Below are 12,071 nucleotides of genomic sequence, written 5' to 3' on the forward strand. Positions count from 1 at the left end.
CCCTGTCAGACTGCGCGTATGCGCGTCTACCTGGGATCCGACCACGCCGGTTTCGAGTTGAAGGTGCACCTGGCCAACCATCTGGCCAAGCAGGGCTACGAGGTGGTCGACGTCGGCCCCCACGCCTTCGACCCGGACGACGACTACCCGGCCTTCTGTCTGCACACCGGCCAGCGGGTGGTCGACGACCCGGGCAGCCTCGGGGTGGTCATCGGCGGCTCCGGCAACGGCGAGCAGATCGCCGCGAACAAGGTCGTCGGCGTCCGCGCGGCGCTGGCCTGGAACGTCGAGACCGCTCAGCTCGGCCGGGCACACAACGACGCCAACGTGGTGGCCGTCGGTGCCCGCCAGCACACCCTGGACGAGGCCACCGCCCTGGTCGAGGCGTTCCTCACCACGGCGTTCTCCGGCAACGAGCGGCACGCCCGCCGGATCGCCCAGGTGGCCGAGTACGAGCACACCCGCAAGCTGCCCGACCTGCCCTGACGCATCCCGATTCCGGCCGGTCCCGTCCGGGGCCGGTCGGGTCACCGCCCCGAGCGCGGCAGCTCCTCGCGGGGTGTCCAGTTGCGTCGGACGACCACCAGCCGGGCCTCGGCGGCGGCCAGGTCCTCCTCGCTGGGCCGGGCGGCGTCCCGAGCCCGCATCGCCGCACGCACACCCACCTGCGACGAGCCGGAGCCGACCAGGCCCCGCAGCCCGCGCTCGCTCTCGTCCGCCCCGCCGCGACGGGCCCGGGGCGGCGGCGGTTCGTCGGGCTCGTCGGCCGTCGCCGCCGTCGTCACGCTGCCGGCCTCCCCGGCCTTGCCGTCGGGCTGGTGCCGAAGCCGCCGCCGTCGCCGTTCCACTTCCGCCATCTGGTGACCGTACCGCCCGGTCGGGGCGACGGCACCTGGCTCGACACGGGGGACGGCGACTGTTTGTCCGCTGGATACCCTCGTAGGTCGGAGGCCGGTACCGGTCAGGGGGAGGACGACGAGATGGCAGACCAGACTCAGCCGTGGACCGAGCGGACCGTCGAGGTGCCGCCGCAGCCCGGTGTCGGGGTGCCGCCGCAGCGGGACGCGTTCCGCCGGGGTGTCGCCTCGGTCGGGCAGCCGCGTACCCCCCGCACCGAGCCGTTCCCGACGGTGGAGCACGAATGGGCCGGGCCGGACGCTCCCCGCCGCCCGTTGAGCTGGCATCTGGCGCAGTGGCGGGTGGGCCGCGAGTTCAGCGCCACCGGCGCTCTCTTCGCGTTCGTCTGCTGGGGGGTCTGGGCCATCTCCAACTGGGGAGACCTGACCGGACCGCTGCTCACCTTCGTGCTGAGCCTGCTGGTCGGGGTCGGCCTCTTCCTGCTCGCCCGGCTGCTGGGCCACCTGATCCTGGAGCGGCAGTTCGGCCGGATCCGGCGCAGCGCGCGCGGGGCGCACCTGGTGACGGCGGCCTACCTGGTCGGGGTCGGCATCGCCTACCTCCAACAGACCAGCTGGGTCGTCTCCGCCTGGAACTTCCTGACCGGCGGGTGACCTGGTCGCCCCGCTTCCTCGGCGGATGAGCCCGCGCCGCCGCGCCGCCGACCGCGATGATCGTCGGTGACGCGACGGCGCGCGGGTGGCCGGTCAGGCCGGGCCGCCCTGCCCCTCCGCGTCCGCCTTCGGCGACGCCACCCGGTCCGCCGGATTCTCGACGCCCGGCTCACCGCCGCCCGGGGCCACCATGCCGTCGTAGTTGTAGATCGTGCCGTCGTCACCGTGCTGCTTGGTGGTGCGCACGTAGCGGTGGATCATGCCGTCCAGCTCGACCTCCAGGAGAGCGGAGTCCGCCTCCCGGCTGCTGCCGTCGCAGGGACCACCGACCAGGTACGCCTTCGTTTTCGTGTCCATGTCGCAGCCGTACCCCTGCCGCGACGGAGGGAAACGGAACACCGATCCGCAGGCCGGCCCCGGGCACCTGCCGCTGCACCGGAGGCGACAGGTGCCCGGGCCGATGCCTTCCTAGACGGGCATCAGGTGGAAGCGCTGGCAGATGTTGTCCAACCAGCTCCACTGCTGGACGTTGGTGCCGTTGGGCAGGCCGCAGTCGGCCAGGTCGAGGGCCCTGCCGCTGTGCCGGGCCACCAGGCGCACCGAGCCGTCGGCGAGCGGCTCCACCCGCCACTGGCTGTTCGTGCCACTGCAGGCGTTCTGTTCGACGTTGGCGCCGTCGGCGGTGGAGGCACCGGCGACGACGAGGCAGCTGCTGGTGGCGTGGGTGGGCACGATCCGGTAGTAGCCGCTGTCGGTGTGGGTGAACGTCCACTTCTGGCAGGCCGTGCCGAGGTAGCCCCACTGCTGGACGTTGCTGCCGTTGGCCGTGGCGCAGTTGGCCACGTCGACCACCTTGCCGCTCTGCATGCTCGCGATCGCCACGGTGCCGACCGGTTGGAGCCGCCACTGCTGGCAGTTGTTGTTCAGCGAGGTCCACAGCTGGATGTTGGTGCCGGTGGACGTACCGCAGCCGTTGACGTCGAGCACCTTGCCCGAGCTGCGCGACTGCAACCGGAACCAGCCGTCGGAGGTGCTGGTCACCTGCCACTGCTGGCAGTTGCTGTTCAGCCAGGCCCACTGCCGTACGTTCGTGCCGTCGGCGGTGCCGCAGTCGGCCACGTCGAGGGCCTTGTTGCTGCCCCGGTTGATCAGCCGGTAGTAGCCGTCCGCGGTCGAGTCGAGTACCCACTCCGCCGCGGCGCCGCTGCAGGCCTGCTGCGAGACGTTGCCGCCGTCCGCCGTCGAGCCGCCGGCCACCGCGGCGCACAGCGCGCTGTTGCGGTTGACCAGCCGGTACGCGGCACCGCGCACCGCGGTGGTGGTTGCCGCTTGCTCACCGGACGGTACGGCCAGGTTGGTGCTGGTCGACACGGGTGAGCCGAAGTTCGGGGTGTCGTCGGCGTTCCAGGTGAACTTCTGCGCCCGGGTCGAGCGGGTCGACCCGCAGCCGTCGGTCGACGAGGCGTTGCCGTGGTAGACGATCCAGTTCTCCGTGCCGTCGGGCGAGGTGAAGAAGCCGTTGTGGCCGGGGCCGTACACGCCGTTGGCCGCCTGGAAGACCGGGTTGGGCGACTTGGTCCACGACGCCGGGCTCAGCGGGTTGCTGCCGGTCAGGGTCAGCATCCCGAGCTTGTAGTCCGGGGTGTTGCAGGAGCTGGCCGAGTACACGATGTAGGTCTTGCCGTTGCGCTGCAGCGCCACTGGCCCTTCCTCGGTGCGCCCGCCCTGGATTTCCCAGCTGAGGGACGGGCGGGAGATGAGCACCTTCGATCCGGTGATCGTCCACGGGTTGCTCATCTGGGCGATCCACAGGCTCTGGTCGCCGCTCTCCCACTCTGACCACATCAGGTAGAGCTGTCCGTTGAGCTGCAGGTAGCTGCCGTCGATGTTCCACGTGGTCGGCATCGGGGAGCCGCGGTAGAGGTACGGACCCATCGGGTCGTCCCCGGCGCTCTCCAGCACGTGCAGGTGCTGGAAGTCGAGCGTCCCGTCCCGCCCCGAGGTGTACATGTAGTACCAGCGGGTGCCGTTGGGGCCGGTCAGCCGGTGGAACTCGGGCGCCCAGTGGCTGCAGCAGCGGTCGGCCTCGGTGTCCGACCAGATGTTCACCGCCGCTGCCGTGCTCAGCGCGGCGAGCGTGGGTGACTTCTTCATGAGCAGCTGGTTGTTCCAGGTCGTGTACGCCAGGTAGTAGTTGCCGTTGTGGTACTGCAGCCACGGGTCAGCGCCGTTGGCCACCAGCGGGTTGCGGAACGAGGTCTCGCCGACCGCGTTCGCGATGCTGACCGGCACGAGCGCGTAGACCACGCCGAGCAGGGCGGCACAGGCGGCGGCGAGCGTTCGCCAGCGTCGTCGCGACATGGGATTCTCCTATCGCCTTGCGGACGCGGCGATGCCAGCGGGCGTCGAGGTCTCCGCCGGGGTGCCGGGCATCGCCGAGGTGGGGGTGATGAGGGCGGGCGTCGCGACCGGCGGGGGCTGCACCCTACGGGCGATGCGGTGCTGCGCAGTGTTAACGGCGACCGGCCCCGAGGTCAAGAGGGTGTCGTGTCTCGGTCGAGAGGGCGGCCTGATACCCGCTCCCGCTGGGCCGGGCGGCATGGTCGCCCATCGGTACCGGGGGAAAGGACCTCTCGACCGCCGGGCTGTGAGCGTTAACACTTCGAGGTGACACGTCGGCAACCTGCTCGACGTGTCCGGGCGTCCCGGCGGGAGGCTGTACCCGCCGGGAACCGCCTGGCCTCCTGCTACTCGATCATGACCACGGTGCCGACCGGCGCCGGACCAAGCGAACCCAGTCCTGTTAACGCTAACAACTTCCGTTCTCGCTGCTTTCGGGTGCAGCGGGCAGGACCGCTCGACCTACCCGACCGGAAGGCTCCTTCTCCGCACCCGCGCTCTCCGGCCCCTTCGTGGGGAGGCTGTCGATGCCGGCGGCAGTGGACCCGGGCGGGCTGCCACCGGTGTGCGGGAGTCGGACAGGCGGATTCGTTGCCATTTGTGCCCGCTCATGTCCGGCTCGCGGCTCCTGCCCATCGATGCTGCGGGGCACGATCGATGCGTGGATGCGGCGGCCTGGCGGACGGTGGGGCGGGCGTTTCCCGGCCCGGTGGGGCTGGCGGCGTGGGTCGCGGTGACCGTGCCAGCTCCGCTGCTGTTCGTCGAGGGCACCCACCGGTGGGAGGAACGCCAGGACGTGTCGACGGCGCTCTGGTGGACGCTGGGTGCGGTGCCGGTGCTCGCCGCTGGGGTGGCGGCAAGCTGGACCCGGTGCACCGGCCGGCGTCGTACCAGCTCCGGCCTCCTGACGGCCGTCGGTGTGGCCATGCTGGTCAGCGCGGTGTTCCTGGGGGCCTCCATCGCCGTCTACCGGTGGGTCGTGCCGCTGCAGGGCGCGGCCGGATGGCGGGGCGTCCTGTCCAGCGGTGCTCTGCTGGTGGCCGCCGGTGCGGTCATCGGCTACCTGGTCGGCCTGGGTAACGGGCACCGCCGTCGGCTGTCGGATCGGACGCGGCATACAGACACCGTAGGTCCCGGCCCGGGAGCGCGAAAGGATGGCGAGGTAGACAAGGCGCCTTGACGTTCCTCTGGGGGCGATGGACTGGGACCGCCAGCGGGAAGCGGGCCAGCCAGGCCGACCACGGCGAGTCTGCCCCGGAGCGCGGCCTGCGAGCCGGCGAAGCGGGGGGTGGGCAGGGCCACGGGCAAGAAGACGACCCGGCCGGCCCGCGAAGCGACTCCGGACGGCACGACCGGCGCTACCGGCACGCCAATGGCACGCAAGGTCGAAGCGAGCTAGCACGAGAACGGCCCAGGCTGGGCGATCATGTCGCTGACCTGGGCCGGAAGGTGTGGAGCGGGCGACGGGAATCGAACCCGCACCGTCAGTTTGGAAGACTGAAGCTCTGCCATTGAGCTACGCCCGCGTACGCCCCAATGGGGACGCGTCGACAGCCTACCTGGTCCGGCCGCCCCGCGCGCAGCGGCATATCCCGCGCCGCTCTTCATGATCCCCCGCACAGCATTCGGCAAACAGGGGTATTCCGTAGCCCGGACACCGCAACTTGCCGCAAACGGCGTCGCCTGCGTCGGTCCGCGCCCGGCCCGCGCCCGGTCCGCCGCGGGGGCGGTTCGGCGCGTAGGGACGCCCCGGCACCTCTGGCGCGCGTCGAAGGCATACACTTCTGTCGCCACGGGGTGTGGCGCAGCTTGGTAGCGCACTCGCTTTGGGAGCGAGGGGCCGTGGGTTCAAATCCCGCCACCCCGACTGTCGTCCGCGTCGAGGTCGCCCGGGGCGCGCCGGTTTCCGCGCGCCCCGGGCGCTGCCGGGGCCGCTGCCCGGCTCGCCTACACTCGATGGGCGCAATCACGCCCAGACTCAACTGAGATCCCGTCAAGGAGTACGCCTGTGAAGAGCACCGTCGAGACTCTGAGCCCGACGCGCGTGCGGCTCGCCATCGAGGTGCCGTTCGTCGAGCTCGAGCCGAGCCTCAAGAAGGCGTACCGGGAGATCGGCCAGCAGGTCCAGGTTCCCGGCTTCCGTCGGGGCAAGGTGCCGGCTGCTGTCATCGACCAGCGGGTGGGCCGGGGCACCGTCCTCAACGAGGCGGTGCAGGAGGCGATCCCGCAGAACATCCTCGCCGCGGTCCGCGAGCACGACCTGAAGACCCTCGGCCGTCCCGAGGTCGAGATCACCGAATTCAACGACGGTGACTCGCTGAACTTCACCGCCGAGGTCGACGTCCGGCCGGAGATCACTCTGCCGGACCCGGCCACCGTCGAGGTGACCGTCGACGAGCTGCAGGTCGACGACAGCGAGATCGACGAGCAGGTGAAGAACCTGCGGGAGCGGTTCGCCACCCTCAAGACCGTGGAGCGGGCCGCCCAGGAGGGCGACTACGTCCAGCTCGACCTGGACGCCACCGTCGACGGCGAGCCCGTGCCGGGTGGCCAGGCGAGCAACATCTCCCACGAGGTCGGCAGCAAGCAGCTGCTGCCGGGGCTGGACGAGGCCCTGGTCGGCCTGGCCGCCGGTGACAGCACCACCTTCACCACCCAGCTGGTGGGCGGCGACTTCGCCGGCCGGGACGCCGAGGTGGCGGTGACCGTCCGTACGGTCAAGGAGAAGGAGCTGCCGGAGCTCAACGACGACTTCGCCCAGATGGCGAGCGAGTTCGACACCATCGAGGAGCTTCGTGCCGACCTGCGCGAGCGGGTCACCCGGAGCAAGCGGGTCGAGCAGATCTACGCCGCCCGGGACAAGGCCCTCGCGCAACTGGTCGAGGCAGCCGGGGTGCCGGCGCCGGAGGGTGTCGTCCGCGAGGAGGTCGAGAGCCGCAAGGCTGCCATGATCGACCAGCTGGAGCGGATCGGCGCCTCGATGGAGGAGTACCTCGCCGCCGAGGAGAAGACCGAGGAGCAGATCGACGCCGAGTTGACCGAGGCGGCGACGGAGGGCGTCAAGGTCCAGCTGCTGCTGGACACGCTGGCCGACGCCGAGGACGTCCAGGTCTCCGACGACGAGTTCGGTCACGAGATCGTCCACCGGGCGCAGCGGGCCGGCATGGCCCCGCAGCAGTACTACGACCAACTGGTGCGCTCGGGTGCCGCGGCCGCCGTCTTCGGCGATGTCCGTCGCGGCAAGGCGCTCGCCGCCGTGATGGAAAAGATCAAGATCAAGGACACGGCGGGTAACGAGGTCACCCTCGACGCGCTGCGCGCCGAGAGCGAGCAGGCGCACGACCACGAGCACTGATCGGCCCTGGTAGGCCGCCGTCCGCCGATTGCGGTGGACGGCGGCCGAAACCCTTTCCGGGTACGCCTTCCCGGCGAGTGCGCTGATAGCGAACAGTGCCCCGACCGGGAGTCCCTCACCCGGGTGAGCGGTTAGTGTCGGGTACGACGGTACGGAGAGCGAAGGGCTGCCATGACCGACATGCACATCCCAGCGAAGCCGCTCCGGGCGATCGACGCCCGCGGTGGCGACTCAATTGGCAACCTCGACGACTCGGTCTACAACCGGTTGCTCAAGGAGCGCATCATCTTCCTGGGCAGCGAGGTGAACGACCAGGTGGCCAACCGCATCTGCGCGCAGCTGCTGCTGCTCGCGGCGGAGGACCCGGACCGGGACATCTTCCTCTGGATCAACTCGCCGGGTGGCTCGGTCTACTCGGGCATGGCGATCTACGACACGATGCAGTACATCGACAACGACGTGTCGACCGTGGCGATGGGCATGGCCGCCTCCATGGGCCAGCTGCTGCTCTGCGCGGGCACCAAGGGCAAGCGGTACGCCCTGCCGCACGCGCGGATCATGATGCACCAGCCGTCCGGCGGCATGGGCGGTACCGCTTCCGACATCGCCATCCAGGCGGAGCAGATGCTCTACACCAAGCGGATGTTCCAGGAGCGGGTGGCCTTCCACACCGGCCAGACCCAGGCCCAGATCGAGGTGGATTCGGACCGCGACCGCTGGTTCACCGCCAAGGAGGCCATGGACTACGGCTTCATCGACAAGGTGATCACCGGAGCCGCACAGGTTCCGGAAGGCGCCGGGACCCTGAGCTGACCGAGGAGCTGACGATGACCGACCTGAGCCTGCCGCCCCAGTTCGCGGCCGTGCACAACCGCTACGTCCTTCCGTCGTTCGTGGAGCGGACGTCGTACGGGGTCAAGGAGTCCAACCCGTACAACAAGCTCTTCGAGGACCGGATCATCTTCCTCGGCGTGCAGGTGGACGATGCGTCGGCCAACGACGTGATGGCGCAGCTGTTGACGCTGGAGGGCACCGACCCGGACCGCGACATCATCATGTACATCAACTCGCCCGGTGGTTCGTTCACCGCCATGACGGCGATCTACGACACCATGCAGTACGTCCGGCCGGACATCTCCACGGTCTGCCTGGGCCAGGCGGCGAGCGCCGCCGCGGTGCTGCTCTCGGCGGGCACCCCGGGCAAGCGGATGGCTCTGCCGAACTCGCGGATCATCATCCACCAGCCGGCCACCGAGGGCGGCTACGGCCAAGGCTCGGACATCGAGATCCAGGCGCGGGAGATCCTGCGGATGCGGACCCAGCTGGAGGACATGCTCTCCCGGCACTGCAACCGCCCGATCGAGATGGTCCGGAAGGACATCGACCGCGACAAGATCATGACGGCCGAGGAGGCCAAGGAGTACGGGCTGGTCGACACCATTCTGACCAGCCGCAAGAAGGGTCTGCTGGCGGCCAACGCCGCCAGCTGAGCAGCACCGGGTCAGAGGCCGGTCGGGGCCGCGTTCCCGGCCGACCTCTGACACACCCGTTCCGGGGGTCGGAGAATCCTCCGCCAACGGGTAACGTCGGGTCCGTACCGCTGCGCCGGGCCGACCCGGTCGCAGGGAATCAGACGGACGGACGCCCGGCGTCCGCAGGTCAGGGCCGGGTTCCGGCCGACGAGTGCAGGGAGAACGTAGGTGGCACGGATCGGTGACGGCGGCGACCTACTGAAGTGCTCCTTCTGTGGCAAGTCCCAGAAGCAGGTCAAGAAGCTCATCGCGGGCCCCGGGGTCTACATCTGCGACGAGTGCATCGATCTCTGCAACGAGATCATCGAGGAGGAGCTGGCCGAGTCCGGCGAGGTGAAGTGGGAAGAGCTTCCCAAGCCGATGGAGATCTGCCAGTTCCTCGACAACTACGTCGTGGGCCAGGAGCAGGCCAAGAAGGCACTCGCCGTCGCGGTCTACAACCACTACAAGCGGATCCAGGCCGAGGCCGCCAACGCGCCGGGTGCCGGCAGCGACAGCGTCGAGCTGGCCAAGTCCAACATCCTGCTGCTCGGGCCGACCGGTTGCGGCAAGACGCACCTGGCGCAGACCCTCGCGCGGATGCTGAACGTCCCGTTCGCCATCGCCGACGCCACGGCCCTGACCGAGGCCGGATACGTCGGCGAGGACGTGGAGAACATCCTGCTCAAGCTGATCCAGGCCGCGGACTACGACATCAAACGCGCCGAGACCGGCATCATCTACATCGACGAGGTCGACAAGATCGCCCGCAAGTCGGAGAACCCGTCGATCACCCGGGACGTCTCCGGAGAGGGCGTCCAGCAGGCGCTGCTGAAGATGCTCGAAGGCACGGTGGCCAACGTGCCGCCGCAGGGCGGGCGCAAGCACCCGCACCAGGAGTTCATCCAGATCGACACCACCAACGTGCTGTTCATCTGCGGTGGTGCCTTCGCCGGCCTCGACCAGATCATCGAGGCCCGCACCGGCCACGGCGGCACCGGGTTCGGCGCCCGGCTGCGCTCGGTGTCCGAGCGGTCGACCGACGACATCTTCGGTCAGGTCATGCCGGAGGACATGCTCAAGTTCGGGCTGATCCCCGAGTTCATCGGCCGCCTTCCGGTGATCACCAACGTGCGGAGCCTGGACCGTAGCGCCCTGGTGCGGATCCTCACCGAGCCGCGCAACGCCCTGGTCCGGCAGTACCAGCGCCTGTTCGAGCTCGACGGGGTGGAGCTGGAGTTCGAACAGCCCGCGCTCGAGGCGATCGCCGACCAGGCGATGCTGCGTGGCACCGGGGCTCGGGGGCTGCGCGCCATCATGGAGGAGGTTCTGCTCTCCGTGATGTACGAGGTGCCCAGCAACCCCGACGCCGCCCGCGTGCTGATCACCCGCGAGGTGGTCCTGGAGAACGTCAACCCGACGATCGTGCCGCGGGAGTTCACCGGCCGCCGTGCCCGTCGTGAGCGCGAGGAGAAGTCGGCCTGATCAGCCGTACGCATCAGGCATCCGGAAGCACGGCCGCCCGGCGGCCGTGCTTCCGCCGTTCCGGGCCGGACTGACCGACCCGGAGTGTCGCTGCGGCGACGACCCACGCCCGGGCACCCGACCCTGTCGCCGGCGGGCCTGCGGTCCGTACCCTGGCTCACATGCGTGTCGCCGTCTGCCAGCTCAACTCCCGTGACAACCGCGACGCCAACCTGGCCGCCGCCGAGGCCCTGCTGGTCAGGGCCGCGGCGGCCGGCGCCGATCTCGCGATCCTGCCGGAGTACGTCGACTATCTGGGTCACGCCGCCGGTATGCCAGAGCCCGAGTCGGTGCAGGGCACGGTGGGTACCTTCTTCGCCGGCGTCGCGGCCCGGCTCGGCATCTGGGTGATCGCCGGTTCCTTCCACGAGGCCGGTCCGGATCCGCGCCACACCTGGAACACGTTGCTGGTCTTCGACCGTTCCGGCACGCTCGCCGCCAGCTACCGCAAGATCCACCTGTACGACGTGGAGATTCCCGGCCGGGTCTCCTACCTTGAGTCGGCGTCGGTGGCGCCGGGAAACCAGCCGGTGGTCGTCGACGTCGAGGGGCTGCGGGTGGGGTTGTCCATCTGCTACGACCTGCGCTTCCCCGAGCTGTACCGACGGCTGGCCACCGATGGGCAGGCGCAGCTTCTCGTGGTGCCGGCCGCGTTCATGATGCACACCGGTCGAGACCACTGGGAGGTGCTGCTGCGGGCTCGGGCCATCGAGAACCAATGCTTCGTGGCCGCCGCCGGGCAGACCGGCGACCACGATCCGGGCCGCACATGCTTTGGACGCAGCATGGTGGTGGATCCGTGGGGCACGGTGCTCGGCCAGGTGCCCGACGGCCCCGGGCTCTCCGTCGTCGACCTGGACCTTGACCGGCTGCGCACCATCCGCGCCGAACTGCCGAGCTTGGCCAACCGCCGGCTGTAGCGCCGATCAGGTCTGGAGCAGTACGCCGAGGACTGTCAGGCCGACGATGGCGGCGGCGGTCACGAGTAGCGCGGTGCCCATGCGCGACCGGCCGCGCCGGACCAGTCGCGTGACCGACAGGATCACCACGACGAACACGACCGCGGCGATCACCATCTGCCAGAACGGCAGCAGCAGCCCGAGCAACGCCTCTTCGGCGAGGAGCGCGACCGGGGACCGGGTCATGTCAGCCATGGCAGCCACTCTGGCACGTCACAACCCGTTGTGGGTCGGTCTGCGCCTGTCGGAATACCAGCGGCTGCGCGGCGACCGAGCGGGCAGTGATGATCGTTGATTTGCCTTATCCGGGGGCGTCGGCGTAACTTTCTCTCTGCACGCGAAAGGCCGGGCAAACTGGCCACAAGCGGGCACCAGGCTCGTGGTGGCGACACCGAACGAGGCTGGGCGGGCGGTGCGAGGCGATCCGGAAGACGGGGTTGCGATCGCGAAGCCGACCGGGTAGAGTGCGAAAGCCGGCAGGGTGCCGGGCGGATGGCCGCGAGAGCGGCGATCGGCCGGTCCGCCAACTTCCATGCCAGAAACGACCGCCAAGTATGGCGTGCGTGAGCGTGGGACGACTTACACCACATTCTCAATCTGAGACAAGGTTGACGAGTGAGGTTAAGTCGGGTAGAGTGGAGAGGTTGCCCCTGGCGAGGGATCCACGGTGTGGAGCTTTCGGTGGGTGTGTGGTTGTTCTTTGAGAACTCAACAGGGTGCTTGTAAAGCCAGTGCCAAATTTGTTTTGATACCCCGGACTGGTCAGGCTTTGGTCTGTCTGGTTGGGATTCCTTTGGCAGCATTGTTTGTT

The 12,071-nt window shown here is 69.5% G+C and carries 12 protein-coding genes and 2 tRNA genes; 9 read left to right on the top strand and 5 right to left on the bottom strand.

Annotated features, from left to right (window positions below; genetic code table 11):
• Nucleotides 1-18 precede the first annotated feature (18 nt).
• A complete protein-coding gene (locus E1166_RS07085; protein ID WP_132336811.1) occupies nucleotides 19-486 on the top strand; it encodes a ribose-5-phosphate isomerase in 468 nt (155 codons plus the stop codon).
• Nucleotides 487-527: 41 nt separating this feature from the next.
• Here E1166_RS07085 and E1166_RS07090 read toward each other — a convergent pair whose 3' ends face one another.
• A complete protein-coding gene (locus E1166_RS07090) occupies nucleotides 528-857 on the bottom strand; it encodes a hypothetical protein (RefSeq protein ID WP_132336813.1) in 330 nt (109 codons plus the stop codon).
• Between the two features lie 123 nt (nucleotides 858-980).
• On the opposite strand from E1166_RS07090, the gene E1166_RS07095 reads away from it, so the two are divergent.
• The gene (locus E1166_RS07095; RefSeq protein ID WP_132336815.1) at nucleotides 981-1,511 is read left to right on the top strand and encodes a hypothetical protein; all 531 of its coding nucleotides are present in this window, start codon (nucleotides 981-983) and stop codon (nucleotides 1,509-1,511) included.
• Between the two features lie 93 nt (nucleotides 1,512-1,604).
• On the opposite strand, the gene E1166_RS07100 is transcribed toward E1166_RS07095, so the two are convergent.
• A complete protein-coding gene (locus tag E1166_RS07100) occupies nucleotides 1,605-1,868 on the bottom strand; it encodes a hypothetical protein (RefSeq protein WP_132336817.1) in 264 nt (87 codons plus the stop codon).
• A 111-nt stretch (nucleotides 1,869-1,979) separates the two neighbouring features.
• Complete coding sequence (locus tag E1166_RS07105) at nucleotides 1,980-3,872, bottom strand: RICIN domain-containing protein (protein WP_132336819.1); 1,893 nt, start codon at nucleotides 3,870-3,872, stop codon at nucleotides 1,980-1,982.
• 700 nt (nucleotides 3,873-4,572) lie between these two features.
• Here E1166_RS07105 and E1166_RS07110 point away from each other — a divergent pair.
• On the top strand, nucleotides 4,573-5,091 hold the full coding sequence (locus E1166_RS07110; protein WP_132336821.1) for a hypothetical protein: 519 nt from the start codon (nucleotides 4,573-4,575) through the stop codon (nucleotides 5,089-5,091).
• Between the two features lie 272 nt (nucleotides 5,092-5,363).
• Here the strand turns inward: E1166_RS07110 and E1166_RS07115 are convergent.
• Nucleotides 5,364-5,437: transfer RNA gene (locus tag E1166_RS07115), tRNA-Gly, on the bottom strand.
• Between the two features lie 267 nt (nucleotides 5,438-5,704).
• On the opposite strand from E1166_RS07115, the gene E1166_RS07120 reads away from it, so the two are divergent.
• From E1166_RS07120 to E1166_RS07145, 6 genes are all read left to right on the top strand, one after another.
• A tRNA-Pro gene (locus E1166_RS07120) sits at nucleotides 5,705-5,778 on the top strand.
• A gap of 141 nt (nucleotides 5,779-5,919) precedes the next feature.
• On the top strand, nucleotides 5,920-7,266 hold the full coding sequence (gene tig / locus E1166_RS07125) for a trigger factor (RefSeq protein ID WP_132336823.1): 1,347 nt from the start codon (nucleotides 5,920-5,922) through the stop codon (nucleotides 7,264-7,266).
• Between the two features lie 171 nt (nucleotides 7,267-7,437).
• Nucleotides 7,438-8,079: an ATP-dependent Clp protease proteolytic subunit gene (locus E1166_RS07130; RefSeq protein ID WP_132261281.1), complete on the top strand. Its 642-nt coding sequence runs from the start codon at nucleotides 7,438-7,440 to the stop codon at nucleotides 8,077-8,079.
• 14 nt (nucleotides 8,080-8,093) lie between these two features.
• The gene (locus E1166_RS07135; protein ID WP_132336825.1) at nucleotides 8,094-8,756 is read left to right on the top strand and encodes an ATP-dependent Clp protease proteolytic subunit; all 663 of its coding nucleotides are present in this window, start codon (nucleotides 8,094-8,096) and stop codon (nucleotides 8,754-8,756) included.
• Nucleotides 8,757-8,966: 210 nt separating this feature from the next.
• On the top strand, nucleotides 8,967-10,262 hold the full coding sequence (gene clpX / locus E1166_RS07140) for an ATP-dependent Clp protease ATP-binding subunit ClpX (RefSeq protein WP_132336827.1): 1,296 nt from the start codon (nucleotides 8,967-8,969) through the stop codon (nucleotides 10,260-10,262).
• 161 nt (nucleotides 10,263-10,423) lie between these two features.
• Nucleotides 10,424-11,221 (top strand): carbon-nitrogen hydrolase family protein, encoded by a 798-nt coding sequence (locus E1166_RS07145; RefSeq protein ID WP_132336829.1) that lies wholly within the window; start codon nucleotides 10,424-10,426, stop codon nucleotides 11,219-11,221.
• Nucleotides 11,222-11,227: 6 nt separating this feature from the next.
• On the opposite strand, the gene E1166_RS07150 is transcribed toward E1166_RS07145, so the two are convergent.
• Nucleotides 11,228-11,455, bottom strand: a complete 228-nt coding sequence (locus E1166_RS07150) for a hypothetical protein (protein ID WP_132336831.1) — start codon at nucleotides 11,453-11,455, stop codon at nucleotides 11,228-11,230.
• Between the last annotated feature and the right edge of the window lie 616 nt (nucleotides 11,456-12,071).

Source organism: Micromonospora sp. KC213, assembly GCF_004348325.1.
Lineage (GTDB): Bacteria > Actinomycetota > Actinomycetes > Mycobacteriales > Micromonosporaceae > Micromonospora.